Genomic DNA, 26,929 nt, shown 5'->3' on the forward strand with positions numbered 1-26,929 from the left:
TCTAACCTCCGCGCTTTTTTCATTCATTATAGCATACCTGTTTACCCTGCTGTTGGTGCCACATATGCTTTCCAGCCGCCAATCATTTCCGCTTTCTCAGCCTTACTTAATAGCTGCATTCCAATGACTTGATTGACATTCACGGCTAGTCCTCGGCTGAAACGGTTTACTCGCGAGGCAGAAATACAATTAATATACACATCACTCAAACGGATTAGTTCTCCTTTCGTTTCCACGATTCCAACAATGTAACCAATTGCTGTTACGAGTAAAACTGGCTCGCCGACTTCGATTGCTTGTAATAATTCTTCTTTCATCATGAAGCCCCCCTTAGTTCATTTCTCTCTTTATACCCCGATTACAAGCAGGCGAAAACTGGCTGTCCCCCTTTTGAATGAACAAATGGTATTTCTTTTGTTATAATTGGAGTTGGCTTTCTTGGGTATACATAATATAGAGAAAGAAAAGGAGGAGAATTATGTGGAAGAAGCATAAGTGGCTAATTGTCGCACTTCTATTATTGGCAATTTATGTCGCTCCATTATTTATTCTTGGCGGGAATAGTCATGTGAGAATTCATGATAACTTGGATTCCAATATGACCTGGTACAAAATGGTTTTGGATAGCGGAGATTATACTGCAAAAGTGGGGACGGCAAATATCGATCAGATAATGGATGATAGTGTCCCGAGAGATTCTTTTGATTCAGAGTTTGTTGGCATTGATTGGCTTTATATGATTTTCAGTGCACCTATTGCGTTTGCGGTGAGTCAATTGATTACACGTGTGTTTGCATTTTTAGGGTTATTTTTATGGGCAAGGGATTATCTTATTAAAGACAAAAAATATCTCGTGCCGCTTTATTTTGTTTCCTTGGCTTTTGCGCTGACGCCATATTGGCCATCTGGTATGCTGAGTACGCTTGGAATGCCGCTTGCTTTATGGGCATTTTTGAACATTAGAAATAATCGGCGACGCATTTGGAATGTGGTCATACTGACATTGCTTCCATTTTACTCAAGTTTAATATTAGGATTTTGTTTCTTTTTAGTGATGGTTGGGTGTATTTGGCTATATGATGTGATTAAGAAAAAACAAGTAAATATTCGCTTTTTACTCAGTATGATTTATATGGGATTGCTTTACGCCTTGGTGAATTATCGCTTTATCTATGCGATGTTTTTGCACCCCGAGCCAGATTCGAGGAGTGAATTTAGTTTACCGCAGTTATCTTTTTTAAGTTCGATTCGGCTGAGTTTTAAAAATTTCATTAATGGGCATACGCATGATCAGGCGCTGGCTGGATTTGTTATTTTGCCGATTTTACTTCTTGTTCTTGTGCTCATCCTTATAAAACGCGAATGGGTGAAAGAAAAGCTATTTTTATGGTTGTTCGGATTTAATTTATTTTTATCTTTTTGGTATGGTTTCTGGTGGTACAAGGGCTGGAATGTCATTAAAGAGAACGTGGAAATCATGCGGACGTTTAATTTTTCGCGGTTCCATTTTCTACAGCCATTTCTATTTTATGGATTATTTGCACTTGCGATTGTTTACTTAATCAAAAAAGGAAATTGGTGGCGGAAGTTGGCGTATGTAGCAATCGTGTTGCAACTCGTAGTCGTTTTCGCTAATAATTCTGAGATTTACTATCGCACAGGAAATGGTTCGCCAAGCATTAATCAATTTTATGCGACGAAGCAATTTGAAGAAATTAAAGATTATATTGGTAAACCGCAGTCAAGTTACCGCGTTGGTAGCATTGGGCTGCATCCGTCTGTCTCTCAGGAAAATGGTTTTTATACGGTGGATGGCTACGTTAATTCCTATCCGCTTGCTTATAAAAAGGCCTTCCGGAAAATTATTGCTGGTGAGTTAGATAAGAGTCCTGTTTTAGAAGATTATTATGATAATTGGGGCAATCGTTGTTATTTATTTTCTGCTGAGTTAGGGAAAAATTATGACTTCGGGAAGGCTTCAGATAAACATATTAAACAGCTAGATTTTAATTCCGAGGCATTTAAAGCGGTTGGCGGTGAGTATATTTTGTCCGCTGTGCCAATTGATAACGCATCGGACGTCGGACTCCAATTTGAAAAAGCGTTCAACAACAAAGAATCTTACTGGAAAATCTATTTGTACAAAGTAGCTAATTAAAAAGCGTGAGGCGCGATTTTTCCCTAGAGAACAAATCGCGCCTTTCGCTTTTTTTGTGGTATGATTAATAAAAGGAGTGATGATTATGAAGAAAACCATTCAGTCAGTTGGTGTTTGGGGCGATAGTATTATGAAAGGCGTTCTTTTCAATCCTGAAAAAAATCGCTATACATTGCTTAAAAACAACTGCATTAAACGAGCATCAGAAAAACTTGGCCTGACTTTTCAAAATCATTCCACAATGGGTCGTACGATAACTAAAGGCCACGAAATTCTAAAAAAAGACTTAGCAAAAGATGCAACAAATGATATAGCCATCATCGAATTTGGTGGAAATGATTGTGATTTCAACTGGGCGGAAGTATCTGAAAACCCGACAGCTGAGCATATTCCTAGCACACCAATTGCTGTTTTTGAAACGCAACTGCTCGAAATGATTGCACGTCTTAAAAAAATGGATATTAAACCTGTTTTAATGACCTTGCCTCCCCTTCACGCGAAACGTTATTTTGACTTTATTACGCGAGATGGGCTGAGCAAAGAAAACATTTTGCAATTTTTAGGCGGCGACGTGCAAATGATTTATCGCTGGCAGGAACGTTATAGCAATACTATTTCGCGAATTGCCACAGAAACTGGTAGCCATATTATCGATATTCGCGATAGTTTTCTTGCCGAATTCCATTATGAAAAGTTGCTATGCGCAGATGGAATTCACCCGAATGAAGCTGGTCATATAGCCATGTCGCACAAATTTATTCAGTACGCAAATTTCCACAAAGTATAAGGAGGGATTTTTATTTTACAATTACAAAAAATGACTACTTCTGATTTGGAAGATTTTTTATCCACGGCAATTACCGATTATGCAAAGGAAAAAGTTGAAGCTGGCACATGGGATGAAGCAGAATCCTTAGCAAAATCCACTGAAAGCTTCAATAAATTACTATACGATGGCATCACTACACCAAACGAGTACCTTTGCAATATTGTCGATGAGGAGAAAATTGGCTATTTATGGTTCCATGTAGATGAAACACTTTCCGGAAAAACGGCTTTTATCTATGATTTTGTGATTTTCGAAGCATTCCGTGGTAAAGGCTTTGGCACAAAAACATTAGCTGCATTAGATACACTCGCGAAAGAAATGGGAATTACGAAAATTGAACTTCATGTTTTTGCACACAATCAAACAGCGATTGGTTTGTATAATAAAGTAGGTTTTCAAAACACGGATATTACAATGGCAAAATATTTATAAAAAAATGACTTTATTTCCTAGGAAATAAAGTCATTTTTTGAACCGCTCAAATTCAAGCAGTTTTTCATACCCTTTCGGCGTTCGGTAATATCTCGTAGCTTGCCCTTTTGTACTTCTGAAAATATAATGTTGTGATTCGAGCCAGTATACGCCGAACAACAACTCATTTTTAGTAAAAGCTGCAGCTCCTGGAAATTCCATCATTTCAAAAACCAAGTGATCCATCGTCGCACTCGGTTCCTCTGTTTTAGATAAAATTTGATAGATTACCGCTTTAGTTGGTTCGTCCATCCAATCAACTCCCGCTTAAAACATCCCTATTTCCCCAATATGATACACGAAATAAATTAAAATTAATAATAATATGTTAAATCCAAGCAACATCCATTTGACCAGTTTTTCCTTCACAAAAAAGACACTTATGGTGGAAATAACACCTAAAAATAGCGGAATTATTTTATACCATACACCTTTTTCTCCTCCTGGTACAATGTCAGAAATATGTAATCCCCAAGTTAAAATTATCCAAGTTACAGTTAGGATTGTTAGTAAAAATGCAGCAAAATCTTGCGGTTTCCGTTTCATCTTAACCCCTCCTACTCTTGTTAAGCTTAACATAAAATCGCTTAGGACAACAAAAAACAAGCTACCTGAGCAGCTTGTTTCGAACTAAATTTTTATTAAATTTAAAGCAAATAGGGCTACAAGTAAAATGTTGAATAAAATCGCAATCCATTTTTCATCTAGGAGTTTATTTAATCGCGTCCCAATCAAGGCACCAATTATCGCCCCTGGTATCATGTAAATTCCAATCGAAAAATCACTTCCACCAATGAGAGCATATGAGCCGATGCTTGCGAGTGATGTCAGCAGGGTCACATAACTGGATGTCGCTGATGCTGTCTTTTGATTCAACATGAAAATGAGTAATAAAATCGGTATGACAATAGGTCCTCCGCCAATCCCAAATAAACCAGCTAAAAACCCAATAATCACCCCGAATACATAAGGAATTATACGATATTCACTTAAAAAATGTGGCTTTTCATTGTGTCGTTTCTTTTTCCAAATCATTACCCCTAGTAAAACAACTATTAGCGCTCCGTATAAGAAACGATAAACGGCTTCTGGTAACATTTGGTTCACCATTGCGCCAAGAAAAGTCGTCGGAATACTAGTTACCGCGATTTTCAGCGCCAGTCCTACATTCCCTTGCTTCCGTTTATAATAAATACTACACGTGAAAATCGCCATCGTGAATACGGTAAGCGCCGAACTGAATGCCGCAGTCCCCTGAGAAACACCCATTAAGAGTAGAATTGGCAAAAGAATAACTCCCCCACCAATCCCTAAAAAACTCCCTACAACACTTGTGCCTAGTGCAATCAGAAAGTATGTGATAATATCCATTGTCCTTTACCTCTCTTCTTTCAACCTTCTCAGCATAACATAATTTCTATATTTAAAAATACTAAAAAAAGACAATAAATTATTGTCTTTTACAGTTTAAACGCTTGGAATTGGTTCAATTACTAAATCATTTCCAGCATTATCTATATAGGTTACTTTCATTGCAGTTAAATCAGCTTCCCACAGTCTGACACCTGCCAACCCAGCTAGTTTAATAAATGTTTCAAAATCTATTTTCCCTGCTTGTGCTTGTTTGATGGCATCTTTCATTTTCTCGCTGGAAATTTCTTCTACAACTGGCATAGAAACACCATTTAATTTAGATTCTACTCGAGTATCCGTTTCATCCCAAAAGACATAGACGCCCTTTTGGACTAAAAATTGATATTTAGTTACACCTAGATCTTTGAAACCTTGAACTACTTTAGGAAAGTCTCCGGCGTTTTTTTCGCTTGTTGCTGCTTGTAAAATCGATTGTTCATTTATCATAACTAGTCTCCAATCATTTAGGTCTCCCTAAATTATACACGATTTCTAGTTAAATCTAAATAAGCGGTTTTTCCTCTTTGTATGTTTCAATTAATGCTTCTTCTAAATCGTATAAAGAATCATTGGTTTGGTCTAGTGTGTAGCCATGGTCTAAGGCGAAAATAATAATCGCATCCCGCCGATTTTTTGCATAGAGTGGCGGATATTCTGTATATTTTAGCAATCTACTTGCCTCTAACCCTGATAGTTGAAATCCAAAAGAAAGAGCAATTGTCCGGTCGCGTGATGGCCTTCTAACCCCACTAAAAATTTGATATCCATATGTTTCATGGAGTCTAGCCGCACGAATGACGGTTGCTTTTGTTAATTTTTTCTCTGCTAGTAATTCTTTTAAATATGTAACCATTTCACTTGATTTAAATTCCGCCTCATTTTCATCTAATACTTGGCGTAAATTGGTCGCTTTTTTTAATTCGTGAAGTAATTTACTTGTCTCTTTTTCCCCATCCATAAGGCACACCCCCGACTGTTTTTTTCATTATAGCACGAAAGATATACCCGACTACTATGCTTCATGCTATAATTTTACTATAAAGTGTAGAAGGGATTTTAGATAAATGGGAGAAATGACACTCGCTTTTATAGAAGAACAATATAAAGAATTAGATAATCTAAATAATAAAGAAAACCCTGCTGTGCTAACGAGAAATACATCCACTGGGGAGCTATTTGTACGTAAAATAATTCCAATCAGTTTTGCTCCTGTTATTGAACAGCTTAAAAATCTATCAAGCAAGTACTTACCAAAAATCGAAGTAATGATTCCAAGCGGCAATCAATTAATTGTTTATGAAGAATACATAAACGGTAAAAATTTAGCAGACTTAATGAAAACAACCACTACGTTTGATGCAGATGAAGTGACGCGGCTGATGTTGATGTTGTCTGACGCACTCACCGAATTGCACGCGAATGCGATTATCCACCGCGATATTAAGCCATCCAATATCATGATTTCTAGCGATGGCGTTTTAAAATTAATCGATTTTGATGCATCACGCGTTTTTGAAGTCGGCAAAAACCAAGATACTGTCAATCTCGGTACAATCGGTTATGCGGCCCCAGAACAATATGGCTACTCGCAGACAGATGCGCGATCAGATATTTACAGCATCGGCGTTCTTATGCTGGAACTACTACTCGGAAAAAATACTTTACCTGATAAAGAGCAAGCAACTTCCTTGGAAAAAATAGCGATGCAAGCTTCTGCATTTGATCCTGAGCAACGCTATCAATCTATTCAAGATTTCCGAACAGCAGTAAAAAACGACTCGCTTGGACCAAGCTACGTTTCCGAACTATCTAATTTCACCCCTTCTGATGATTTCAGCACTGATTCCGACTGGGAAAGCGTGACAGATGATTACGAGCACGACTTCATCCCATGGTACAAACACATTCCTGGTTTCAGAACTGGTCAACCGTGGAAAATGGTCGTCGCTGTACTTGGTTATATTTTTATGGCCTTTGGTTTATTCACCCCACCAACTGAAGGCGTTAAAATGTCTCCCACAGTAAACTTTTTTAATAACTTTTTCCTAATCGTTCCTGCTTTTATCATTTTTACTAATCTTTGTGGTATTTGGGCCAAATTACCATTACTTAAATCACCCTCTCCTAGAACAAGAAAAGCGGGTATAATCGTTTATATTATTGTTTGTATAAGTATTTATGGTGTTTATAATGAAATCTTTTCCTAGTCCTATGCCCACTGCATAGGACTTTTATTATCTCCGCATGGTCTAATAGAGACAGATAAAAGATGAAGGAGAGAAGAAAATGAAAAAATTGAAAAGCGTTTTATTATTAATGGGGATTATTACTTTTGCCCTAGCACTAACTGCATGTGGTGGGACAGAGGATAAAGCAAGCACAGAAAAAACAGAAACAGCTAAAGCCGAGACGAAAAAGAAAGCAGATTCCAATGAACTTGGGGATTACAAAGTAGAAATTCTTAGTTCAGAAGTAGTTAAGGATTTTGAAGGGAACGATGCTATCGCAATTAAAACTAAATTCACGAATAACAGTAAAGAAAATATTTCTTTCATGGTAGCTATTGATCAACAAGCATTCCAAAATAGTACCCAGCTAGAAACAACTGTATCAGCTGATGCTAGTATGGGTGGCTCTGAAAAAGACGTACAACCTGGTGGGACTTTAGAAGTAACCGAACTTTACAAACTACAAGATACCCAAAACAAAGTCGATGTAGAAGCAAAAGAATTAATCAGCTTCAGCAAAAACTCTGTTAAAAAATCATTTGAGTTAAAATAAGAATTGCCCGCAAACAACCACTGTTTGCGGCTTTTTTTATTTAAAATCCTAACCTATTTTCAATACGACTTCGCAAAGAATCATTTTCGTTAAACGACTCTCTCAGTTCTATCGCCTTTTTAGGATAATTGGTAATGATTCCATCTACATTTTTCCGCAAATACATTTGCATTAATTTTTCTTTGTTTACTGTCCAAACGAACACCATTTTGTTGTTTTGTTTGGCTTGTGTTAGTAATCGTTTATTGATGGAAAAATCTTCTAAAACAATAAAATCAGCTGATGTTTTTGGTAGGTTTCCAATATTGAGTGCTAAAATGATGCCCGTTTTCAGCGTTGGGTCGGCTTGTTCTATTTTCTCCATAACAGGCTGGTTCAATGATTGGACTAGATATTTATCGGTTACTTTTTCTTTCTTTAACAATGCAACAAGTCGTTCTACCATATCGCTCGATTCCCCGCCGTGCAGCTTCACTTCCACGAGTAAATCTATCTTATTCTTTTTCGCTGTCTGGATAATTTCATCGAAAGAAGCTATGTGAGATGAATAGTCGCCACTTGTCACTTTGGTTTGCTGTAACTCTTTTAAAGTCATATCGGCTACTCGCTTAGAACTTGCAGCAAGTCTTCTCAGCGTCATATCATGGAAAACTACAAACTGATGGTCTTTGGTTTCTTGAATATCAATTTCGCTGTAATCGGCTCCTGCTTTTGCAGCTGATTCAATGGCTTCCACCGTATTTTCAACTGCATTCATCGTATCACCGCGGTGAGCAATTATTTTCGTGTTTGGCTCATATAAAGTCGCGTTCACAGCATAAATATTAAAACTACTAAAAATAAGGAAAACGATTATCCCAGCAATAATAAAGCGTTTTTTATGTGGAAACTGACTACGTGATACAGAAGCCGACTGCCCATCTAAATCAAAGGCGTTTTTCACTAATAATTGCGCAATAATTCCTTGGAAAATCCCTGCCACAAAGAAACCTATCACTTGAAGTATCGTTAAAGTAACGCCAGCTAGTAGCACCGCAATTCTTGGAGTTATTTTTTCTACCAAGAGTAGCGGCAACATAATGATTGTCGCGATAATAGATACTAAAAAGCCAATCGCTATAATAATTAAAACCCATTTTAGCAGCATGGAAAATAATTGTTTTTGCGGGTATTTCCAACTTTTTCGGATAGCTCCACTTATTTTAAGCGATTTATCTTCAATGAAATACGGCAAAGCAAATACAAGGCGCGCGCTAATGTAGAAAATAAGCGCGATTGCAATAACATAAAGCCACGTTCCCATTGTCGTTTTCATTAGTTCATCTGTAATAAAATGCGGTAAATAGAGATTTTCTGTTATTGTAATTGGTAAAGATAATCCAGCAATCGGTAAAAGTAAAAAGAAATATAGTAGAAAGTAAATTGCTTGATAGCTAAGAAAGTATTTCGCTTTTACATTGAGCCTTTGAATAATTTTGAAAACGGTATAGCTTTCTCCCCGCAATTGATAAATCGCCATCATTATAAAGAAGCCCAGTTCATAATATACAAATAGTAAAATAAGTAAAGCTAAAACCAGCAGCATAACAACGGCAACAGGACTCGAAAAAACCTCTCCTAGATTGGCGTCTGTTATACCTGGCACTCCGATAACCCGGAGAATAAAGAAAAAGAAATAATAAATAAATGGCCCAATCACAAATGCCTGCAAAATCGTTAATAATAATGTTACTTTAAGATAATCTGTCTTAAACTGATATAAAACTTTAAAACTGGCTTTTAAATCGTTCATCTGCTTCTCCCTTTTTTGTTCAATTTTCAAGGCTTTATAGTTTATCCAAGAAGCAAATTTAGTTATAATTAATTCATAAAGTTAACTATTGAAACGAGGTGAAATGATGCATCCGATTGAACAATTGTTAGCAAATAATCACATTACTGCCACCGATATTGAATCAAATACTCGCTTAAAAAAAGGCACTTTGCAGAAACTTATCGACAAAGATATTCGCACTTCTGACATTAGTCTCCGCACGCTCAGTCAAATGGCTATCTTTCTAAATACTGGCGCGGATATTATCGCGAAACAACTTAGTGATTTAGAAGTAGCGAGTGACCTTGCCTTTCTTATAGAAGACTGAAATCCCCGTCCCACCTTTTTTGCTATTATAGCCCATCTACCATATTCCAGCAAACAACAAAAAAAGCTAGATGATAGCATCTAGCTTCTCGAAAATCTTATTTATTAAATGAAATGACTATTTTTCCTACCGCATGGTGCGTTTCACTCAATGCATGTGCGTCGAAAACACCTTTTTCAGAGAATGGGAAAGTTGCGCCAACAATTGGTTTAACCGTTTTATCAGCAAGCAATTTGCCTAGTTCTTTCAACTGTTCGCCGTTTGGTTGAAGCCAAATTCCAGTTGCTGTTACATTTTTTTCTTTCGCACGTTCTTCATTGGAAATACCGACGATACTAACTAAACGTCCTGTTCCTTCTTTTAATACATCGTAGCTGTCTGTTTCGATTTGGCCGCCCATTGTGTCAAACACGACATCGATATCAGAAAGGACATCTTTAAAATTAACTTCTTTATAATCAATGACTTGGTCTGCTCCAAGCGATTTTAGTAGTTCATGATTTTTCGCACTAGCTGTTGTGATTACTTCTGCTCCAGCATGTTTTGCAAGTTGAATCGCCAGTGTTCCAACGCCGCCAGCACCCGCATGAATCAAGACTTTTTCACCTTTTTGTAGTTTTGCGTGATCGAACAATGCTTGCCATGCAGTTAAGCCAGCCAGTGGAATCGATGCCGCTTCGTCAAAACTAATACCTTCTGGAAGTGGTGCAAGTAAGTGATCATCTACTGCTGTATACTCAGCATACGTACCAAAACGCGTTGTTTCAGGGCGAGCAAATACTTCATCGCCAACTTTCCAATCGGTTACGCCTTCACCAACTTCGGAAATAACACCCGCTACGTCCCATCCTAAAATAATTGGGAATTCCCAGTCCATCATTTGTTTTAAATAGCCTTCACGAAGTTTCCAATCAATCGGGTTAATCGAAGTTGCTGCTTCTTTTACAATCACTTGATTTTTTCCCGCTTTTGGCATTGCTACTTCTTTTTCTTTTAACTCTTCTTTGCCACCATAATTTTCAATTACAACTGCTTTCATTTTAACTTCTCCTCCATTTTCTCTACATTATTCATCATTTTTGTGACTGATTTTAGTAATGCACTCACTTCTTCCTCTGAAAAGGCTTCTAAAGCTTCGTTCTGGAATTTTTCTTTTTCCAAAAGCAAAGTGGCTAGTTCTGCCTCGCCAGCTGGTGTTAAAAATAAATACGTATAGCGTTTGTTGTCATCTTGCTTTTTCCGAACGATGAGCCCTTGCTCTTCCATTCGCTTCAAATGACGGGTAATACTCGCCGAATCAATGTAAAGCTTTTCTCTTAGCCGATTTTGGCTTTGGCCGGGTGTTTGTTGAATATGAAATAAAATCTCCACTTTCGTAAAGCTCATATTCGTTTGTTGTTCAAACACATGGCTAATTTCCTTGGATAACAAGTGCATCCGGTAAAGTAATTCTGATCGTTCTGTACATGGTTTCAGCGTTTCCACCTCCATAGTTGACACGTCAAATGATATATCAACTATTATACGCTTCCTTTCTAAAAGCACAAAACATCTGCTCAAATATTAGTGGCTAATTTTTTGTAAGCAATTTACTTGCTGTTGCTATCCAAAATACGCTACACTTAATAGATAATTTAATTTAAAATGGAGGCAAGATGTAATGACAAACGTACTTTTCATCAAAGCAAATGGTTTACCTGCCGAACGCTCAGTCAGCGTGGCACTATACGAAATTTTCCTAACTGAATACAAAAAGTCCCACCCGGACGATAATGTAACAGAATTAGATTTATTCGAAGCAGATCTACCTTATTATGATGTAACAATGATGAGTGGATTACATAAAGAAGCAGCTGGTGAAGCATTAAGTCCAGACGAAAAACGCTTAGCTGATATTGCGAACAGCTACTTAGACCAATTTTTAGCAGCTGACAAAATCGTGATGGCGTTCCCACTTTGGAACTTCAGTATTCCAGCCCAATTTTTAACGTACTTATTCTATTTAAATCAAGCTGGCAAAACGTTCAAATATACTGCAAACGGTCCAGTTGGCTTAGTTGCTGATAAAAAAATCGCTCTGCTTAACGCTCGCGGCGGGATTTACTCTGATGGCCCAATGCAAAGCTTTGAAATGTCCCTTAGCTATGTAAAAAATGTATTAGCTCACTTCGGCATCTCTGAACCAGAAATGGTTATTGTAGAAGGTCACAATGCAAAACCTGACCAAGCAAAAGATATTATCTCTGCTGGTGCAAAAGAAGCTGTTGAGTTAGCTAAAATCTTTTAATTAATCAAAAACCGTGAAAGTAGCTCTCTACTTTCACGGTTTTTTTGTGCTGTTTTCGGGGTACCTTTTGTTTAGAAAAGAACTAAAAGAGGAATTGGTTAAGATATAGCATTTTGTATAAAAATAGACTAATGGTTATTTTTTAGGAGGGTTAATTTCATGAGAAAAATTGGACTAAAAATTGGTTTATGTATTCTTTTGATGGCTCCACTTACTATACCAATTTCTACACATACATTTGCAGATGAAACGATTGACGCAAAAGCAGCACAAGATATCGTAAATATTCCTGATCCTGTTTTAAAAAGCTATCTAAATGGGCTTTTAGGTCAAGCTAGTACAAGTGATATCACCGAAGCTCAAATGGATACAATCACAAATGTTGATATTAGCAATGCTAGCTTAACAGATTTAACAGGTCTTGATTATGCTCATAACTTGTCTGTTTTGCGCTTATCTAACACAGGTGTGACTGATTACTCTATCGTTGCCAACATCACGAGTTTGACTAATCTTAGTATTTCTGGAAACAATTTAACCGATAGTTCCCTACCTGATTTAAATGGCTTAGTAAACGTAACCAACCTCAATTTAAGCCCAGGTAAATTAGATAACAACTCCTTAACTAAAATAAATAAACTTCCTAGCTTAACTTTCTTAAACCTAGATAGTAATTTTGCGATTACGAATGTGATGCCCCTCAAATCCATACCAAATTTAACTACTTTATTTATCCAATTTTGCGGAGTGAATGACTTTCGCGGGATTGATACCTTTCCAAAATTAACCAATCTATCAGCATACGGTCAAAATGTCGGACGTAGCGTTCCTATCGAAAGTACGATTAAAAGTTCCGCATTAAACTACGATGAAGCCAATCAAACACTTTTTGTTCCATTTGATTTAATGATTGGACGCGGTGTTAACTTTGATGGCGTTGCATTTCCTTTTACCACTTCAAATAGCGGTTCATCTACTATCTTTGCGCTAAATGATGAACAAATTAATGGCACTCGTTTGAGTATTGATAATACAGGGATAACGGTTAGCGGCGTAACAAAAGCGTACTTCGATTCCATTGAAACCATGTACTATAATGCTCTTTATAATAATCCCGCTGGCAGTTACGCAACACCGCCTAATTTTTCTAGCTATTCCGTATCTGGCGGAACGTATCGACAATCTTTCAACGTCGATCACACACTTACCATTACCAATGATTCTGCCATAAGCTACACCGAAAAAACGACTGTTACAGAAGCACAATTTTTACAAGATATTCAGGCTGAGACAGACGACGGTACCCCGGTTACGAGTGATTTTGATAGCGTCGTCGATTTGAACACGCCCGGCGTCTATACTGTCACACTAAATGCCGAAAATGCTGCTGGTTTAAAAGCAACACCAAAACAAGTGACTGTAACCATCCTTGAGAAACCCATCATTACAGCGGATAAAACGATTACTTATTCAAAAGGAACAACGAAAACTGCGGAACAATTTTTACAAGATATTTCTGCTACAACAAGTGATGGTAGCGAAGTGACAAGTGATTTCGATAGTATGGTTGATTTAACTAAAGTTGGAACCTATACTGTCACGTTGCGCGCGGTTAGTGCAGATGGGGTAGAAGCAGATCCAGTAACTGTCACCGTAACCGTTGTAGCAGGCGATGAACCACCCACACCGCCAGGACCAAACCCAACACCTGACCCAGACAACCCCAATGTTCCAAATGAAAATGGCCAATCTGTTATTTCGGAAAACTCAGCAGAGCAAGCAAATGCCACTTTACCATACACTGGTGACGAGAGCTCAGCAACTACTGTATTAATCGGAATTATCCTCGCAGGCGTCGCAATTAGCTTTTTCCGTAAAAGAAAACATAGCTAAACTAGAACCGTAAAAGAGATTTTCCTCTTTTGCGGTTTTTTATTTAGAATTCGACTAAAAAAGGAATTGTTTTAAATTCTAAAATTTTGTATAATTAAACACTAAGCACCAATTTTTTAGGAGGATTACATACATGAAAAAAACTGGGATAAAGATTGGTTTATGCATTCTTTTATTAGCACCCTTGACTATACCTAATTTCACACATACTTTTGCTGAAGAAAATACGGAAACAAATGTACCGCAGGATGTGGTTAATATTCCTGATCCTGTTTTAAAAAGCTATCTAAATGGCTTATTAGGACAAGCTGCAACAAGTGATATTACTGAGGCGCAAATGGACAAGATTAAACTAGTTGATATTAATGGAAGTACTTTAACAGATATAACTGGACTTGAATTTGCTCACAATTTAACATCTTTGTCTTTATTGAATACAGGTGTGACTGATTTTTCTGTGATAGCGAATATAACTAGTTTAAATAGGTTAATTATCTCTGGGACTAGCCTAACGGATGATACGTTACCTGATTTGAATGGCCTAATAAATTTAAATACCATGGATTTAAGCAATACCAACATTAATGATAACTCATTGGATAAAATAAATAGACTTCCTCAGTTAACAGACTTAACTTTAGGATATGATTATGCTCTTACAGATATAATGCCGCTCCAATCATTACCTAACCTAACAAGTTTGGATATTCAGTTTTGTGGTGTTCACGATTTCCGTGGCATCGAGAATTTCCCCAAATTAACGAGCTTGTCTGCGCATGGACAAAACGTCGGCCGGACTTCTTTAATTAACAGCACGATTAAAAGTTCAGTGTTGAGCTACGACGAAACGAACCAAACTATTTTTGTTCCTTTTGCCTTAATGAAAGAACGTAGCGTTAATTTTGATGGCGTTGCGATTCCTTTTACAACTTCTAATAGTGGCTCTTCTACTTTCTTTTCACTGAATAACGAACAGATTGCTAGCACGCGTCTAACGATTGATGATACAGGGATAACGGTTAGCGGAATCACAAAAGAATACTTTGATTCAATTGAACAAATGAAATATAATGCACGTTATAATAACCCAGCTGGAGCTTATGCAACGCCGCCTAATTTTACTAGATACACCTTAACTGGCGGGACATACACTCAATATTTTGCGGTGGAACATACGCTGAATATTGCTAGTGACGAGACTATGAGTTATGTAGAGCAATCGACCATTTCAGAAGAAAAGTTTTTACAAGATATTCATGCCGAAACAGATGACGATGCACCTGTTACGAGTGATTTTGCTAGTGTCGTTGATTTAAATACACCTGGCGTTTACACTGTTACATTAAATGCAGAAAACTCAGCTGGTTTAAAAGCGACGCCGCAACAAGTGACAGTAACTATCCTTGAAATTCCAATCATTACAGCAATGCAAAGTATCACCTACCTGAAAGAATCAGCTGTAACGGAGGAACAATTTTTATTAGATATTATCGCTGAAACAAGTGATGACAGTAACGTAACAAGCGATTTCGAAAGTGTCGTTGATTTAAACAAAGTTGGCACATACACGGTCACTTTACATGCAGTAAGCGAAAGTGGCATTGAGGCTGATCCAGTTACTATTTCCGTAGAAGTGGCCGAGGAAGATGTTCCGGTAGAACCAACGCCAGATCCTGATAAACCAAATGATCCAGCTGATAAAAGCGAGTCTGCGAATGCAAACACGCCTGAAAAAAACATAGCTGATCCATTGAACAAGACTTTACCAAAAACAGGTGACTCCAACCAACTAGCTACCGTTTTAATGGGTATTGCGCTAGCTGGAATAGCGATGAGCTTTTTCCGTAAAAGAAAACATAGTTAAATAAAAAGAAGCTACGATTAAGTAGCTTCTTTTCTTATTGAGTAACTGTCCCGTGAAAGGCACCCATACCGCCCATTACATTCGTTACATCAAAGCCTTCTGCCGCTAAAAATTGACTCGCGCGCTCAGAACGACCTCCCGCGTAACAAATAATCGTATAAGCTTGCTCTTTATCAAGAGTTGCTAGCTTTTCTGGTAGTTCATTGATTGGAATATTGATTGCATCCGGAATGTGCCCCTCAACAAAAGCATCCGCATCTCTGACATCTAGTATATTAAGCTGCGAGTTTTTTAATTCTTGCTCTAAATCATTTGCCGTAATCGATTGATACATCTATTTTCACCTCTTCAATTTCTTCTTTACTTACCATACCGCCTAATCCACCATCAAACAAATTTTCTGCTCAAAAAAAGACAATGCAGCGACTAGCCACATTGTCTTTATAAATTTAAACTGCTTGAGCTCCGGTAAACTGACTGTTGTAAAGATCAGCGTAGAAGCCTTTCGCGTCAAGTAATTCTTGGTGTGTTCCTTGTTCGATAACGCTACCGTGATTCATAACGAGAATTAAGTCTGCATCGCGAATGGTGGAAAGTCTGTGGGCAATAACGAAGCTTGTACGCCCTTCCATCAGATTCCCCATCGCAAGTTGAATATTTAATTCTGTCCGAGTATCTACGCTAGAAGTCGCTTCATCTAAAATTAGGATAGATGGATCTGATAAAATCGCGCGGGCAATTGTTAGAAGTTGTTTTTGACCTTGCGAAATGTTAGAACCTTCTTCATTCAAGACGGTATCGTAGCCATTTGGAAGTCGGCGAATGAAATCATCTGCGTATGCTGCTTTTGCCGCTCCGATAACTTCATCTTTCGTTGCCCCTTCACGACCGTATGCGATATTGTCTGCAATCGTTCCGTTGAATAACCACGTATCTTGCAGTACCATTCCGAATTTTTCACGGACAGCATCTTTGGTCATATCGCGTGTATCGATACCTTTCATGCGAATCTCACCGCCATCTACGTCGTAAAAACGCATCAGCAAGTTGATAATGGTTGTTTTACCAGCACCAGTTGGACCAACAATCGCCACCATTTGACCTTCTTCGACATGAATATTCAAATCAGTCATCAGTGGTTTATCCGGAGTGTAACCGAATTTCACGTGGTCGAATACAATGCTGTGTTCTTCGCCAGCAACTTGGTTAATATTTGCTGGAATTTCGTCTTTTTCTTCTTCTTCATCCATCATTTCAAATACACGTTCTGCCGAAGCAATGGTGGATTGAATGATGTTCGCGATGTTTGCTACGCTGGAAATTGGTTGCGTAAATAATTGGACATATTGCGTAAATGATTGAATATCCCCAACTTGAAGTGTTCCGTTAGTAACAAAAATACCACCGGCCACACAGACACCTACATAACCTAAGTTACCAACGAATTGCATTACCGGCATCATAATCCCGGAAATAAATTGCGCTTTTTTAGCTGCTTTAAAATAATCTTCATTTACTTCATCAAATTTTACTAAGGTTTTCTTTTCTTGACCAAAGGCTTTAATGATTGTTTGGCCGCCGTAAGTTTCTTCTACAGTATCATTTAAAATACCAAGATTACGTTGTTGTGCGCCGAAATAGCGTTGTGATCTTCCGGCAATAATTGCCACTAGAATAATACTAATTGGAACAGTAACAAGCACGATTAGCGTCATTTGCCAGCTGATTGTTAGCATCATGATTAATACACCGATCATTTGAACAATCGCGGTAATCGCTTGCGTTAGTGATTGTTGCAGCGTGTTCGCGATATTATCCATGTCATTAACAGAACGACTTAGAATATCACCATTTGAGCGCGTATCATAATATTTCAGCGGAAGTCGGGCCATTTTCGCCTTTAAATCTTTCCGCATATCATAAACGGTGCGTTGCGCAACACTCGACATCACGTATTGCTGAATGAAGCTAAATAAGGAACTACCAAGATATAAGACTAAAACAATCATTAATATATTGAAAATCTTATCGTTGTTAATACCATCTTGGCTCATAACGCCTTTAAAAATTTCGGTTGTTGCTTTCCCGAGTTCTTTCGGGCTGAAAATATTGAAAATCGTGGATAAAATCGCAAAGATAAATACGATAATGATTGCGACAGAACGAGGTTTCATATAGCCAAGAAGTCGAAATAGTGTTTGTTTAAAGTTTTTTGGTTTGGCGGTTGTTTGCATTCTCATTCCACCACCGGGACCTGGACCACTCATGCGATTTCCTCCTCTGACAGCTGTGACCTCATAATTTCTTGATAAATCTGGTTAGATTCTTTTAATTCTTCATGTGTTCCAATGCCGGCAATTTTACCTTCATTAAGAACGATGATTTGGTCGGAATTGACAACTGATGTAATCCGCTGTGCCACAATGAGTGTCACGGCTTCTGTCGTTTCTGATTTCAAAGCCTCACGTAATTTCGCATCCGTTTTGAAATCGAGCGCGGAGAAGCTATCATCAAAGATATAAATTTCTGGTTTTCTAATTAATGAACGCGCAATCGATAGTCGTTGTTTTTGTCCACCAGAGAAGTTATTTCCGCCTTGTTCTACGCGACTTCCCAGCCCATTTGAAAGTTTGGATACAAAGTTTTCGGCTTGGGCAATTCGAAGTGCTTCCCAGATTTCTTCATCGGTCGCATCTTCTTTCCCGTAGCGCATATTAGAAGCAATCGTTCCAGTGAATAAAACGGCTTTTTGCGGTACAAGTCCGATTTTTTGTCGCAAGCTGGATTGATCCATTTCACGAACATCTATCCCATTAATTTTTACAACGCCACTTTCGACATCGTAAAAGCGTGGAATCATATTAATTAAAGTAGACTTACCAGCACCGGTACTTCCGATAATCGCGACTGTTTCACCAGCGTTAGCCTGAAATGTAATATCTTCAATCACTGGTTTTTCAGCGCCTTCATAACGGAAAGTCACATTTTCAAAAGAAAGTTTTGCTGGTGGTGTACTTGTTTTTGGATTTTCAGGGTTAAGAATTTCTGCTTCCATGTCTAGCACTTCGTTGATACGTTCCGCGGAAGCTCCAGCACGTGGAATCATGATAAATACAGCAGAAAGCATCATGAAGGACATCATAATTTGCATCGCGTATTGAATAAACGCCATCAAGTCCCCTACTTGCATATCACCATTACCAATAAAAATGGAACCAATCCAGACAATCGCAATGGAAGTTAAGTTCATAAGTAGCATCATTAACGGACTCATTAGAGAAAGCAAGCGGTTGACTTTAATTGCAGTTGTCGCATAATCCGCATTCGCTTCTTCAAATTTTTCAAGTTCATCTTCGTTACGGTTAAAGGATCGAACAACGCGAATCCCTGTTAACCCTTCACGAATAACGCGGTTTAATTTATCCATTTTCTTTTGTAGCGATTTAAACATTGGCATTGCTTTCCCACCAAGAACAACTACTAATAGAAGCAGTAGTGGTAAAACAACGACAAAAATAAGCGATAGTTTCGCGTCACGTCCGACAGCCATAATAATACCGCCGAGTAACATGATTGGCGCCATTACCATTAGACGCATCATCATATAAAGAACGTTTTGGATTTGAACAACGTCATTTGTCGTTCTCGTAATCAGCGAGGAAGTCCCCACTTTATCAAATTCTTGTAAGGAAAAGTCCTCTACTTTTGTAAAAATTTTGTCGCGTAAGTCTTTCCCGAATCCCATCGAAATTTTCGACGCGAGATAAACTACGATAACCGACAAGATAACCGAGGCGAACGATATGAGTAGCATCTGCATTCCAGTGCTCCAAATATAATCTGTGTCGCCATTTACAACGCCTTTGTCAATAATGTTAGACATCAAGGTCGGCAAATACAGCTGTCCGATAACTTGCCCGAAAGTAAGGACTAATACGGCCGTAATACTCAGCCAATAAGGTTTTAATCTTTTCATTAATTTCATCATTTGCGGTTTATGCCTCCTTATTTTCGGATTTTGTGTTTAAGTAATCTGTAAGTTTCTCTAGGAGTGTGATCAATTTTTTCATGTCGTCTTCGCCTAAAAATTCTTGCATATCTTCAAAACTAGCTTGAAACTCATCGAGCATTTTTTCTGATACTGCCGCGCCGACATCGGTTAATTCTACGTACATCGAGCGCTTATCTTCTGGGTTTTGAACACGTTTAATGAGTCCTTTTCCTTCTAAAGATTGCATCATTTGCGTTACGCTTGGTTTTGAAATTCTAAGCATGTGACCAAGATCGGAAACACGAATTTTCGGCCCTTTGCTTTTAAGCCCACGAGATAAAATAAAAATAAATCTTGTTTCAGATTTACTGTAACCTGGAATTTGGAAACTTTTTAATTCAGCATGCTTAAAATTCATGAAAGCCTTAATTACTGAGTGCCCCAAGTCTTGATTTTCCGAAGACATTTCTCCACTTCTTTCTATCATTTGATTAGTTTACCTAACTAATTATATAAAATATCTATTTTTTGTCAAGCAATATCTTGGCGTCTTTTTGAAATTAATCTATACTTTTAACTTTAATTGCCTTATAATGACTTTAATTGTATTTAAAAATGAAGGGAGGGAAATAAGTGAATTCAGTACATAAGGTCGCCAGTCTAAGTCTTTTTACACTTGCTTGGCCGATCTTTTTAGAGCAATTTTTACGACTGATGATTAGTTATATCGATGTCTTTATGTTGGGGCATTATTCGGATGATGCGGTTGCTGCGACTGGGGTTGCTAATCAGATTCTTGTTATTTCTATTATTATTTACGGCTTCATCAGTGTTGGTGTGCAAATTATCGTTGCGCAAATGATTGGTGCGAAAAAACATAAAGAAATCGAGAATGTGATTACAAATGGTTTAGTGGTGGCTTTCTTAATTGGCATTGTGATGAGTATTATTTTCATTTTTATGTCAAAAAATTTCCTGACTTGGATGGGAATTGATCCTCATTTAGTCCAAGTTGGCGCGCCGTTTTTAGAAATTATCGGTGGGAGCTCGGTTGTTATCGCGATTCATGCTTCGATTTTGCCGATTCTCCGGGCGCATGGTTATGTTAGACAGTCAATTATCGTTCCCGTGACAATTAGCATTATCAATGTTGTCGGTAATTACTTATTTCTTTACGGCCCGCTTGCATACTTAGATTACGGCGTGGCAGGTGTCGGAATTTCCACTGCTGTCGCTAACTTCGTCGGAATGGGTCTAGCCATTTGGATGCTAAGAAAATACATCGGCTACACCTTCCATTTCAAAAAATTGGAGCAAGTTTCCAAAAAACTACTTTATTCGATTTTACGACTGGGACTTCCGTCTGCTGGGGAAAATTTATCCTATGCTGGCTCGCAACTTGTTGTTACGGCGATTATTGCGATTTTAGGTACAGAAGCGCTGACGACAAAAGTGTATGCCTCTACTGTCAGCCAGTTTGTCGCACTCTTTGCTATCGCGCTCGGTCAGGCCTCGCAAATTATTATCGGTCGCGCGGTTGGTGCCAAAGAAATTGATAAAGCTTACAAACAAGGTATACGCAGTTGGAAAATTGGTTTAGTCGTCGCAATTGTAGTTAGTGTTTCGATTTATCTGTTTGCTGAACCGATTATGCGACTATTTACAACGAATACCGAAATCATTGCGATGACGAAAGAATTGTTCTTACTTTCGATTTTCCTTGAGCTTGGACGTGCCACAAATATTATTATCATTAGTAGCCTTAACTCTACAGGTGACGTCCGTTTTCCATTTATATGTGGGCTTATCGTCATGTGGATTGTTAGTTTGCCGTTCTCCTATGTACTTGGTATTTCTGCCGGGCTTGGGCTCGTAGGTGTTTGGCTTGCTTACATTATTGATGAAGGCATTCGAGCCGTTCTAATGTACCGCAGATGGCGCAGTAAAGTTTGGTCTTTAAAATCAGTCATATAAAGAAACGTCTCTTTGATTTTTTTCGAAGGGGCGTTTTTACATGACAAAACTGTCATTTTCATTTACATATCGTCACCTAATTCGATGGTTTCATTTCTCTTTCCCCGCTATACTAGACTTATAAACAAATGAGAGGATAGATGAGAAATGTTTGATAAAAAGATTATTAGTGCGCTTAGTTATTTCAGTCTTTTCTTTGCCCCTGTTATTACTCCGGCGATTATCTGGTGTACAAACAAAGATAAAGAAATTCGACATCATGTCAAATGGGCACTCCTCACGCAGACAACATTTGTCGCTGGTCTTATTGTTATAATTTCACTTTATAATAATGTTCCTTTTAGTACCAATAGTGCAGATACCATTCACTTTCTTGCTTTAGCCACTGTATTTTTTATCGTTTTTCTTAATGTATCGATACTCATTTTCAACTTGATTCGGGGTATTACGCGTATCGTAAAGAGGAATGACGATAATTGGGCTAGATGTTAAGCTAACTTCCTAATTTATGCTATAATATAGTGTACTTTAGGAGGTTTTTTTCATGCGTTTTATTATCGCTTATTTATCGATTTTTGTTTTAGGTATTTTTTCTGCACTGTTAGTCGAAACCATCCTCTATGAAAATGTCACACCACAACTTGTCTTTTCAGCAATACTTTTTGCCGCTCCCGTAATTTTAGTAGCCTCTACGCTAGGTGAAATATTTTACGGCTTTAGCAAAAAAGCTAGCTACTTCACATTTGCCATATGGGGCTTTGCTTACGGGGTTGTCGCAGCAGTCATCATCCTAAGCATTATCCAAGTTTCCGGCATGCTCATTTCGGTTGGTGTATCCGTTCTTGCAGGAGTTATTATGGCGTTACTAGCCGTGATTTTCTTCTTTTTACGCGGCGGAAAAACGACCAGTGGGAAAGCCGCTACGAAATAAAAAAATGTCTATCCTAATTGATTTTTTCAACTAGAATAGACATTTTTTTATTCTTCTTCATACGCATGGTGACTCAAATTAAAACGAATCGTTTCCAGTGGATAGCCGTAAAAATCCTCGGTAAATTCCTCCACTTGAACAAACCCTTTTGCCACATAAAAATGGATCGCTGTTTCGTTTCCTTTTTCGACGTTAACAAACATTGGTAATGGCACGTGAAATAACGTCATACCCACTTCCAAAAGCTCCGTACCAAGTCCGCGTTGTGTTACTTCCGGCAATAAATAAAAAGCTGCGAGCTCACTTTTCCCCTTTTCAAGTTCAATAAAATTCGCAAATCCAATCACTTTGCCAGCTTGTTCCAAAACAGCAAACGGTGTCGCTGAAATACGGTTATGAAGCGTTTCAACATTATAAAATCTTTCCAAAAAGTCGTCTTGTACATCATTTGGAATTAAATCTTGATACGTATGATGCCACGAAGTAATCGCTACATGCTGAATGGCCTCGGCATCGCTATTAGTTGCTTTTCTAATTTGAAAATCCATCATCCATTCTCCTCCCCATTGCGCAAATTGATAAAACAGTTTATCTGACTTTACCCCTTTTTAACAAAAAGAATGCGCTAATTAAATAATTAGCGCACGGATTTTTTATTTTTTGATTTTAATATCACCTGAACTTGTTTTCACTGTGACACGGTTCGCTGTATTAGAATCACTTGTTGGTGCTTTTACACTACCAGAATTACTACTTGTTTCGTAAATAGCTTTAAAATCGCCTGGTATCTCTAGTTCTACTTCACCAGAATCTGTATTGATTTTGATGTTTCTCACTTGCTTGATAAATGCTGCATCCACATCACCTGAGCTTGTTTTAGCAGTTACGTTATTCGTTACACCCTCAAGTTCAATTGAGCCAGAATCTGATTCTGTTTGCAATTCGCCATTTGTATTCGCATCAATATCGCCAGAACTTGTTGTTAACACGGCCAAATCTGTAACACTATCAGTCAATTCAATATCACCAGAATCGATTGCAATTTTAAGTTTTTTCGCTTTAACTCCGCTAGCAGTAACATCACCAGAACCGCCATTCACTTCTAAATCACCAGTTAAACTCGTGATTTTTGTCTTCCCTGAACCTGTTTCAATCGCTGTATTTGCTTTAATAGTAGCTAATTCTAAATCACCAGAAGAAGTCGCCATTTGAGCAGTATCCGCTTGGAGATTAGTCACTTTCAACTCACCAGAATTAGTCGAACTAACAAATTTCTTTACGTTAAAATCGGCTACACTAATATCTCCTGAATGAGATTTCACTTCTAAATCAGCCACTTTTGTATCTTTCGTTAAGTAGACAGTTACTTTTTGTTTTCCGTAAGCATAGATTTTACCAAAGTTGTTATACCAATCATCTTCTTCTGGAACCGTAATATTAAATGAAGTTCCATCTTCGGAAACTGGTTCTAATTTTTGGATTGCTTTTTTATCATTTGCGGAATAATTCCCTTTTAATTCGATATAATTTTTTCCAGTTGTGCTTTCTTTCCATTCAATTGATACATCTCGCTCGGAAGAAAAAGCAATCGTGTTAATATTTTCATTTGCCAAGTCCCACTGTTTTGTAAGTGGTTCTCCTTTTTCAATCATATCGCCTGTGTTCATTGTGATAGCCACGCCGATAGCACCGATAATAAATAGCACCAAACCGGCGAAAAATAGTTTCTTACTTAATTGATGTTTACGCATTGCTTCCGCCTCCTTTGACTGCATATTTGTGCCACTCGATAATCGCCATTGTAGCTTTAGTTGTAAACTTCGTCAGTGCATTTACAACAAACAGAAGCATCAGTCCCAAGCCCACAAGTCCAATAGATACAAACATTTGATAAAATTCGAAATCAGCGCCAAATAAAAGCATTACACCAAATAATAATGGTGAAAGGAAAAATGAAGCAACAGTCGCCCAAAGTGAAATCACTAATGACCATAGCGAAACCATAATTGGAATGATAAGGCAGATGTCTAGGAAAAACAAACCTACTCCAATTAAAATTTGCTTACTTACAGATCGATTTGCATTTTGATTTTTGCGTGGTACATAATAATATTCCGCTTCCACTTGTTCTTCACGGATATTACGTTCACTTAAAATATCTGTCGCAATTTCTTCCGGCGTTCCTAGGTCAAAGACGATTTGTTCTTCGCTTTTCCCCGCATCAATCCCATTTCTGAAATGCTCTTGATAATCAGATAACAGCTCTCTCCGTTCTTTGGGATCAAGCAATTCTAGGCGTTGGTTTAATTCATTTAAAAAATCTTGTTTATTCATTTACGGCTTCCCCCTCTGTTAAAAGCTTTGCAACACTGTCTGTAAAACTATTCCATTCAGAAATAAGTTCGTTCAAGTAAATTTCCCCTTTGACAGTTAGTTGATAATATTTTCTTGATGGACCTTCATTCGATTCTACTAAATAAGTGGAACAATATTCTTCTTTCACTAATCTTCTAAGTACTGGATAAATAGCGCCTTCTGCTACCTCAATATATTTAGAAACTTGATTTGCCAACTCATAGCCATAACAATCTTTCTTTTGAATTAAAAATAAACAGCAAAGTTCTAACACACCTTTTTTGAATTGTGGGTTAACCTCCATGCTAACTCCTCCATTCTGTTGAATTGCACACTAGTATTAAGTAATCACTACTATATATTGTTCACTACCGCTATAGTTTATCATACACTAGTGTTCAATGCAAGGTACTGATTAAAAAAACTAGTATTGTTTTTTTTACCGATAAATGTTAACCTATTTTAGTATTAAGTTTACATTAAAAGGAGATATGTTTATGCGCGATCAGAAATTGAAATTTTTAGTTGTAGATGCTTTATTTGCAGTCATCATTGCTTTGCTTGCACAAGTTGCTATTCCACTCGGTCCGATTCCACTTACTGGACAGACATTTGCGATTGGCTTAGCAGCAACGATCCTTGGAGCTCGTCATGGCACGATATCTGTGTTAGTTTATATTGTTCTTGGAGCTGTAGGTATTCCCGTTTTCCAAGGAATGACAGCAGGAATTGGGATTATTTTTGGACCAACTGGCGGATTTATTATCGGATTTATTTTTAACGCATTACTTACAGGCTGGTTGCTCGAAAAAACCAAATTCACGGTTCCTTATGCTATTGTTGCCAATATACTTGGCGCAATCGTCACGCTTATTTTCGGCGTGTTATGGCTGAAAGTTAGCACTGGGCTTGACTGGCCAGCTGCCTTTTTAACAGGAATGGTGCCATTTATTATTCCTGGTATTATTAAAGCCGTTTTCGCGGCGCTTTTAGGGATTCTTATTCGTGATCGCCTCATCAAAGCAAAACTTCTTAAAGCAACATAAGCCCCATTGATACACATTTGAAGTTAACTCCTATATAATGATAATGATTACCACTGAGAAAAGGGGACTCGGTATATGTCATTACTAAATGAGGAAAATAGCTTTTACAACGTAGATTTACTTAATTTATTAAAAGATTCTAGTGAAGCAGTTCTTCCATATAAAAGAATTCGCTTTAGGCGCAATCAACAGATTTTAGCAGAAGGCGCGGAAACGGAGTACTTCTATATCATTGAAGAAGGCGTAGTTGCGATGAGCAAAAATACTTGTAAAGAAGATAACATTATCAGCTTCTTAGGCAAACAAGATTGCATCGGACCGCTTACACTACTTGGTGGCGCGATATCACCAGTAAATTACACAACGATAAGTGAGGTTAGTCTTTATCAATTTGAACGTAAATATGTTCTGAATAAATTCTTAAGTTCACCAGATGTATTTTGGCAGATGAACGCACTTATGCAAAGTATGGTTACACCAATGCTAGAACGCGAAGCTTATGCAAATTTACCTTCTAATGAGAAAGTTTTAGCTGGATTAATTGCTTGTGGAGAACGATTTGGCCGAATTGAAACAGATGGCTCTTGTTTGATTCCATATTATTTTACGCAAAAAATCTTAGGAAATTATCTAAATTTAGCTCGAGCTTACGTGGCGACGAATTTACGAAAATTAGAGGAAGATGGTATTATTGCCCTTTCGCCTAAACCTTGGCGTATTAATAATTTTGAAATTCATAAGCAAAAACTGAAAGATACATATAATCCATACATATAAATGCAAAAAAAGGCGCTA

The 26,929-nt window shown here is 37.7% G+C and carries 31 protein-coding genes; 14 read left to right on the top strand and 17 right to left on the bottom strand.

All coding sequences use genetic code 11. The features are described 5' to 3' along the window. Positions 1 to 41: 41 nt before the first annotated feature. Positions 42 to 317, bottom strand: coding sequence for a hypothetical protein (locus tag HCJ55_RS12290; protein ID WP_185480820.1), 276 nt, complete (start codon positions 315 to 317; stop codon positions 42 to 44). 161 nt (positions 318 to 478) lie between these two features. Between HCJ55_RS12290 and HCJ55_RS12295 the strand changes: the two genes are divergently transcribed. The 3 genes from HCJ55_RS12295 to HCJ55_RS12305 all read left to right on the top strand — a co-directional run bounded on the left by HCJ55_RS12295 (position 479) and on the right by HCJ55_RS12305 (position 3,419). After that, complete coding sequence (locus tag HCJ55_RS12295; protein ID WP_185518408.1) at positions 479 to 2,158, top strand: DUF6044 family protein; 1,680 nt, start codon at positions 479 to 481, stop codon at positions 2,156 to 2,158. A gap of 85 nt (positions 2,159 to 2,243) precedes the next feature. Then, complete coding sequence (locus HCJ55_RS12300) at positions 2,244 to 2,945, top strand: SGNH/GDSL hydrolase family protein (protein WP_185518411.1); 702 nt, start codon at positions 2,244 to 2,246, stop codon at positions 2,943 to 2,945. Between the two features lie 30 nt (positions 2,946 to 2,975). Continuing rightward, positions 2,976 to 3,419 carry a GNAT family N-acetyltransferase gene (locus HCJ55_RS12305; protein ID WP_008947052.1) on the top strand — a complete coding sequence of 148 codons (444 nt, stop codon included), beginning with the start codon at positions 2,976 to 2,978 and terminating at the stop codon, positions 3,417 to 3,419. A gap of 30 nt (positions 3,420 to 3,449) precedes the next feature. Here the strand turns inward: HCJ55_RS12305 and HCJ55_RS12310 are convergent, their stop codons facing one another. The 5 genes from HCJ55_RS12310 to HCJ55_RS12330 form a co-directional block, all read right to left on the bottom strand. After that, positions 3,450 to 3,710 (bottom strand): DUF3116 family protein, encoded by a 261-nt coding sequence (locus HCJ55_RS12310; RefSeq protein WP_185504405.1) that lies wholly within the window; start codon positions 3,708 to 3,710, stop codon positions 3,450 to 3,452. Between the two features lie 15 nt (positions 3,711 to 3,725). Further along, positions 3,726 to 4,004 carry a hypothetical protein gene (locus tag HCJ55_RS12315; protein ID WP_008947050.1) on the bottom strand — a complete coding sequence of 93 codons (279 nt, stop codon included), beginning with the start codon at positions 4,002 to 4,004 and terminating at the stop codon, positions 3,726 to 3,728. A gap of 84 nt (positions 4,005 to 4,088) precedes the next feature. Next, positions 4,089 to 4,829, bottom strand: coding sequence for a sulfite exporter TauE/SafE family protein (locus tag HCJ55_RS12320; RefSeq protein WP_185503163.1), 741 nt, complete (start codon positions 4,827 to 4,829; stop codon positions 4,089 to 4,091). A 96-nt stretch (positions 4,830 to 4,925) separates the two neighbouring features. After that, on the bottom strand, positions 4,926 to 5,318 hold the full coding sequence (locus HCJ55_RS12325) for a DUF1398 domain-containing protein (RefSeq protein ID WP_008947048.1): 393 nt from the start codon (positions 5,316 to 5,318) through the stop codon (positions 4,926 to 4,928). A gap of 55 nt (positions 5,319 to 5,373) precedes the next feature. Then, a complete protein-coding gene (locus HCJ55_RS12330) occupies positions 5,374 to 5,829 on the bottom strand; it encodes a hypothetical protein (RefSeq protein ID WP_008947047.1) in 456 nt (151 codons plus the stop codon). Between the two features lie 106 nt (positions 5,830 to 5,935). Here HCJ55_RS12330 and HCJ55_RS12335 point away from each other — a divergent pair, with 106 nt between their 5' ends. After that, positions 5,936 to 7,078, top strand: coding sequence for a serine/threonine-protein kinase (locus HCJ55_RS12335; protein WP_185504406.1), 1,143 nt, complete (start codon positions 5,936 to 5,938; stop codon positions 7,076 to 7,078). 79 nt (positions 7,079 to 7,157) lie between these two features. After that, positions 7,158 to 7,652, top strand: coding sequence for a DUF5067 domain-containing protein (locus tag HCJ55_RS12340; protein ID WP_185503160.1), 495 nt, complete (start codon positions 7,158 to 7,160; stop codon positions 7,650 to 7,652). 40 nt (positions 7,653 to 7,692) lie between these two features. Here HCJ55_RS12340 and HCJ55_RS12345 read toward each other — a convergent pair whose 3' ends face one another. After that, positions 7,693 to 9,444, bottom strand: coding sequence for a glycerophosphodiester phosphodiesterase (locus tag HCJ55_RS12345; RefSeq protein WP_185518413.1), 1,752 nt, complete (start codon positions 9,442 to 9,444; stop codon positions 7,693 to 7,695). Between the two features lie 106 nt (positions 9,445 to 9,550). Between HCJ55_RS12345 and HCJ55_RS12350 the strand changes: the two genes are divergently transcribed. Continuing rightward, positions 9,551 to 9,793, top strand: coding sequence for a hypothetical protein (locus HCJ55_RS12350; RefSeq protein ID WP_185480821.1), 243 nt, complete (start codon positions 9,551 to 9,553; stop codon positions 9,791 to 9,793). Positions 9,794 to 9,890: 97 nt separating this feature from the next. On the opposite strand, the gene HCJ55_RS12355 is transcribed toward HCJ55_RS12350, so the two are convergent. Beyond that, positions 9,891 to 10,832: an NADP-dependent oxidoreductase gene (locus HCJ55_RS12355; protein ID WP_185506738.1), complete on the bottom strand. Its 942-nt coding sequence runs from the start codon at positions 10,830 to 10,832 to the stop codon at positions 9,891 to 9,893. Beyond that, on the bottom strand, positions 10,829 to 11,284 hold the full coding sequence (locus HCJ55_RS12360) for a MarR family winged helix-turn-helix transcriptional regulator (protein WP_185506737.1): 456 nt from the start codon (positions 11,282 to 11,284) through the stop codon (positions 10,829 to 10,831). Before HCJ55_RS12360 ends, HCJ55_RS12355 begins: the two co-directional genes overlap by 4 nt. A 169-nt stretch (positions 11,285 to 11,453) precedes the next feature. Between HCJ55_RS12360 and HCJ55_RS12365 the strand changes: the two genes are divergently transcribed. From HCJ55_RS12365 to HCJ55_RS12375, 3 genes are all read left to right on the top strand, one after another. Next, positions 11,454 to 12,080, top strand: coding sequence for an FMN-dependent NADH-azoreductase (locus tag HCJ55_RS12365; RefSeq protein WP_008947039.1), 627 nt, complete (start codon positions 11,454 to 11,456; stop codon positions 12,078 to 12,080). A gap of 159 nt (positions 12,081 to 12,239) precedes the next feature. After that, positions 12,240 to 13,973 (top strand): LapB repeat-containing protein, encoded by a 1,734-nt coding sequence (locus tag HCJ55_RS12370; RefSeq protein WP_185518415.1) that lies wholly within the window; start codon positions 12,240 to 12,242, stop codon positions 13,971 to 13,973. A 133-nt stretch (positions 13,974 to 14,106) separates the two neighbouring features. Beyond that, positions 14,107 to 15,837: a LapB repeat-containing protein gene (locus HCJ55_RS12375; protein WP_185518417.1), complete on the top strand. Its 1,731-nt coding sequence runs from the start codon at positions 14,107 to 14,109 to the stop codon at positions 15,835 to 15,837. A gap of 34 nt (positions 15,838 to 15,871) precedes the next feature. Here the strand turns inward: HCJ55_RS12375 and HCJ55_RS12380 are convergent, their stop codons facing one another. From HCJ55_RS12380 to HCJ55_RS12395, 4 genes are all read right to left on the bottom strand, one after another. Next, positions 15,872 to 16,171: a rhodanese-like domain-containing protein gene (locus HCJ55_RS12380; protein WP_008947036.1), complete on the bottom strand. Its 300-nt coding sequence runs from the start codon at positions 16,169 to 16,171 to the stop codon at positions 15,872 to 15,874. A 115-nt stretch (positions 16,172 to 16,286) separates the two neighbouring features. Then, positions 16,287 to 18,104, bottom strand: coding sequence for an ABC transporter ATP-binding protein (locus HCJ55_RS12385; RefSeq protein WP_185518419.1), 1,818 nt, complete (start codon positions 18,102 to 18,104; stop codon positions 16,287 to 16,289). Beyond that, the gene (locus HCJ55_RS12390) at positions 18,101 to 19,825 is read right to left on the bottom strand and encodes an ABC transporter ATP-binding protein (protein ID WP_008947034.1); all 1,725 of its coding nucleotides are present in this window, start codon (positions 19,823 to 19,825) and stop codon (positions 18,101 to 18,103) included. The genes HCJ55_RS12385 and HCJ55_RS12390 overlap by 4 nt, the downstream gene beginning before the upstream one ends. Positions 19,826 to 19,832: 7 nt before the next feature. Then, the gene (locus HCJ55_RS12395) at positions 19,833 to 20,294 is read right to left on the bottom strand and encodes a MarR family winged helix-turn-helix transcriptional regulator (protein WP_185503154.1); all 462 of its coding nucleotides are present in this window, start codon (positions 20,292 to 20,294) and stop codon (positions 19,833 to 19,835) included. A gap of 167 nt (positions 20,295 to 20,461) precedes the next feature. Here HCJ55_RS12395 and HCJ55_RS12400 point away from each other — a divergent pair, with 167 nt between their 5' ends. From HCJ55_RS12400 to HCJ55_RS12410, 3 genes are all read left to right on the top strand, one after another. Beyond that, positions 20,462 to 21,802 carry an MATE family efflux transporter gene (locus HCJ55_RS12400; protein WP_185518421.1) on the top strand — a complete coding sequence of 447 codons (1,341 nt, stop codon included), beginning with the start codon at positions 20,462 to 20,464 and terminating at the stop codon, positions 21,800 to 21,802. Positions 21,803 to 21,949: 147 nt separating this feature from the next. Then, complete coding sequence (locus HCJ55_RS12405) at positions 21,950 to 22,294, top strand: magnetosome magnetite crystal formation protein family (protein ID WP_185503152.1); 345 nt, start codon at positions 21,950 to 21,952, stop codon at positions 22,292 to 22,294. A gap of 52 nt (positions 22,295 to 22,346) precedes the next feature. After that, positions 22,347 to 22,733, top strand: a complete 387-nt coding sequence (locus HCJ55_RS12410; RefSeq protein ID WP_008947031.1) for a hypothetical protein — start codon at positions 22,347 to 22,349, stop codon at positions 22,731 to 22,733. 47 nt (positions 22,734 to 22,780) lie between these two features. Here HCJ55_RS12410 and HCJ55_RS12415 read toward each other — a convergent pair whose 3' ends face one another. The 4 genes from HCJ55_RS12415 to HCJ55_RS12430 form a co-directional block, all read right to left on the bottom strand. Then, positions 22,781 to 23,281: a GNAT family N-acetyltransferase gene (locus HCJ55_RS12415; protein WP_185503211.1), complete on the bottom strand. Its 501-nt coding sequence runs from the start codon at positions 23,279 to 23,281 to the stop codon at positions 22,781 to 22,783. 105 nt (positions 23,282 to 23,386) lie between these two features. Next, positions 23,387 to 24,484, bottom strand: a complete 1,098-nt coding sequence (locus HCJ55_RS12420; RefSeq protein WP_185506732.1) for a DUF4097 family beta strand repeat-containing protein — start codon at positions 24,482 to 24,484, stop codon at positions 23,387 to 23,389. Then, the gene (locus HCJ55_RS12425; protein WP_185506731.1) at positions 24,477 to 25,067 is read right to left on the bottom strand and encodes an HAAS signaling domain-containing protein; all 591 of its coding nucleotides are present in this window, start codon (positions 25,065 to 25,067) and stop codon (positions 24,477 to 24,479) included. Before HCJ55_RS12425 ends, HCJ55_RS12420 begins: the two co-directional genes overlap by 8 nt. Beyond that, on the bottom strand, positions 25,060 to 25,392 hold the full coding sequence (locus HCJ55_RS12430) for a PadR family transcriptional regulator (RefSeq protein WP_008947027.1): 333 nt from the start codon (positions 25,390 to 25,392) through the stop codon (positions 25,060 to 25,062). Before HCJ55_RS12430 ends, HCJ55_RS12425 begins: the two co-directional genes overlap by 8 nt. A 193-nt stretch (positions 25,393 to 25,585) precedes the next feature. Between HCJ55_RS12430 and HCJ55_RS12435 the strand changes: the two genes are divergently transcribed. After that, entirely contained in the window at positions 25,586 to 26,134 is a 549-nt protein-coding gene (locus tag HCJ55_RS12435) for a biotin transporter BioY (RefSeq protein ID WP_185390738.1), read from the top strand. A 75-nt stretch (positions 26,135 to 26,209) separates the two neighbouring features. Then, positions 26,210 to 26,911 (top strand): Crp/Fnr family transcriptional regulator, encoded by a 702-nt coding sequence (locus tag HCJ55_RS12440; RefSeq protein ID WP_008947025.1) that lies wholly within the window; start codon positions 26,210 to 26,212, stop codon positions 26,909 to 26,911. Positions 26,912 to 26,929: the final 18 nt, after the last annotated feature.

Source organism: Listeria marthii, from assembly GCF_014227425.1.
Taxonomy (GTDB): domain Bacteria; phylum Bacillota; class Bacilli; order Lactobacillales; family Listeriaceae; genus Listeria; species Listeria marthii.

Excerpts from the sequence above, each read along its gene's own strand:
- HCJ55_RS12290 (WP_185480820.1), bottom strand. The coding sequence starts at position 317 with ATGAAAGAAGAATTATTACAAGCAATCGAAGTCGGCGAGCCAGTTTTA.
- HCJ55_RS12295 (WP_185518408.1), top strand. The coding sequence starts at position 479 with ATGTGGAAGAAGCATAAGTGGCTAATTGTCGCACTTCTATTATTGGCA.
- HCJ55_RS12300 (WP_185518411.1), top strand. The coding sequence starts at position 2,244 with ATGAAGAAAACCATTCAGTCAGTTGGTGTTTGGGGCGATAGTATTATG.
- HCJ55_RS12305 (WP_008947052.1), top strand. The coding sequence starts at position 2,976 with ATGACTACTTCTGATTTGGAAGATTTTTTATCCACGGCAATTACCGAT.
- HCJ55_RS12310 (WP_185504405.1), bottom strand. The coding sequence starts at position 3,710 with ATGGACGAACCAACTAAAGCGGTAATCTATCAAATTTTATCTAAAACA.
- HCJ55_RS12315 (WP_008947050.1), bottom strand. The coding sequence starts at position 4,004 with ATGAAACGGAAACCGCAAGATTTTGCTGCATTTTTACTAACAATCCTA.
- HCJ55_RS12320 (WP_185503163.1), bottom strand. The coding sequence starts at position 4,829 with ATGGATATTATCACATACTTTCTGATTGCACTAGGCACAAGTGTTGTA.
- HCJ55_RS12325 (WP_008947048.1), bottom strand. The coding sequence starts at position 5,318 with ATGATAAATGAACAATCGATTTTACAAGCAGCAACAAGCGAAAAAAAC.
- HCJ55_RS12330 (WP_008947047.1), bottom strand. The coding sequence starts at position 5,829 with ATGGATGGGGAAAAAGAGACAAGTAAATTACTTCACGAATTAAAAAAA.
- HCJ55_RS12335 (WP_185504406.1), top strand. The coding sequence starts at position 5,936 with ATGGGAGAAATGACACTCGCTTTTATAGAAGAACAATATAAAGAATTA.
- HCJ55_RS12340 (WP_185503160.1), top strand. The coding sequence starts at position 7,158 with ATGAAAAAATTGAAAAGCGTTTTATTATTAATGGGGATTATTACTTTT.
- HCJ55_RS12345 (WP_185518413.1), bottom strand. The coding sequence starts at position 9,444 with ATGAACGATTTAAAAGCCAGTTTTAAAGTTTTATATCAGTTTAAGACA.
- HCJ55_RS12350 (WP_185480821.1), top strand. The coding sequence starts at position 9,551 with ATGCATCCGATTGAACAATTGTTAGCAAATAATCACATTACTGCCACC.
- HCJ55_RS12355 (WP_185506738.1), bottom strand. The coding sequence starts at position 10,832 with ATGAAAGCAGTTGTAATTGAAAATTATGGTGGCAAAGAAGAGTTAAAA.
- HCJ55_RS12360 (WP_185506737.1), bottom strand. The coding sequence starts at position 11,284 with ATGGAGGTGGAAACGCTGAAACCATGTACAGAACGATCAGAATTACTT.
- HCJ55_RS12365 (WP_008947039.1), top strand. The coding sequence starts at position 11,454 with ATGACAAACGTACTTTTCATCAAAGCAAATGGTTTACCTGCCGAACGC.
- HCJ55_RS12370 (WP_185518415.1), top strand. The coding sequence starts at position 12,240 with ATGAGAAAAATTGGACTAAAAATTGGTTTATGTATTCTTTTGATGGCT.
- HCJ55_RS12375 (WP_185518417.1), top strand. The coding sequence starts at position 14,107 with ATGAAAAAAACTGGGATAAAGATTGGTTTATGCATTCTTTTATTAGCA.
- HCJ55_RS12380 (WP_008947036.1), bottom strand. The coding sequence starts at position 16,171 with ATGTATCAATCGATTACGGCAAATGATTTAGAGCAAGAATTAAAAAAC.
- HCJ55_RS12385 (WP_185518419.1), bottom strand. The coding sequence starts at position 18,104 with ATGAGTGGTCCAGGTCCCGGTGGTGGAATGAGAATGCAAACAACCGCC.
- HCJ55_RS12390 (WP_008947034.1), bottom strand. The coding sequence starts at position 19,825 with ATGATGAAATTAATGAAAAGATTAAAACCTTATTGGCTGAGTATTACG.
- HCJ55_RS12395 (WP_185503154.1), bottom strand. The coding sequence starts at position 20,294 with ATGTCTTCGGAAAATCAAGACTTGGGGCACTCAGTAATTAAGGCTTTC.
- HCJ55_RS12405 (WP_185503152.1), top strand. The coding sequence starts at position 21,950 with ATGTTTGATAAAAAGATTATTAGTGCGCTTAGTTATTTCAGTCTTTTC.
- HCJ55_RS12410 (WP_008947031.1), top strand. The coding sequence starts at position 22,347 with ATGCGTTTTATTATCGCTTATTTATCGATTTTTGTTTTAGGTATTTTT.
- HCJ55_RS12415 (WP_185503211.1), bottom strand. The coding sequence starts at position 23,281 with ATGGATTTTCAAATTAGAAAAGCAACTAATAGCGATGCCGAGGCCATT.
- HCJ55_RS12420 (WP_185506732.1), bottom strand. The coding sequence starts at position 24,484 with ATGCGTAAACATCAATTAAGTAAGAAACTATTTTTCGCCGGTTTGGTG.
- HCJ55_RS12425 (WP_185506731.1), bottom strand. The coding sequence starts at position 25,067 with ATGAATAAACAAGATTTTTTAAATGAATTAAACCAACGCCTAGAATTG.
- HCJ55_RS12430 (WP_008947027.1), bottom strand. The coding sequence starts at position 25,392 with ATGGAGGTTAACCCACAATTCAAAAAAGGTGTGTTAGAACTTTGCTGT.
- HCJ55_RS12435 (WP_185390738.1), top strand. The coding sequence starts at position 25,586 with ATGCGCGATCAGAAATTGAAATTTTTAGTTGTAGATGCTTTATTTGCA.
- HCJ55_RS12440 (WP_008947025.1), top strand. The coding sequence starts at position 26,210 with ATGTCATTACTAAATGAGGAAAATAGCTTTTACAACGTAGATTTACTT.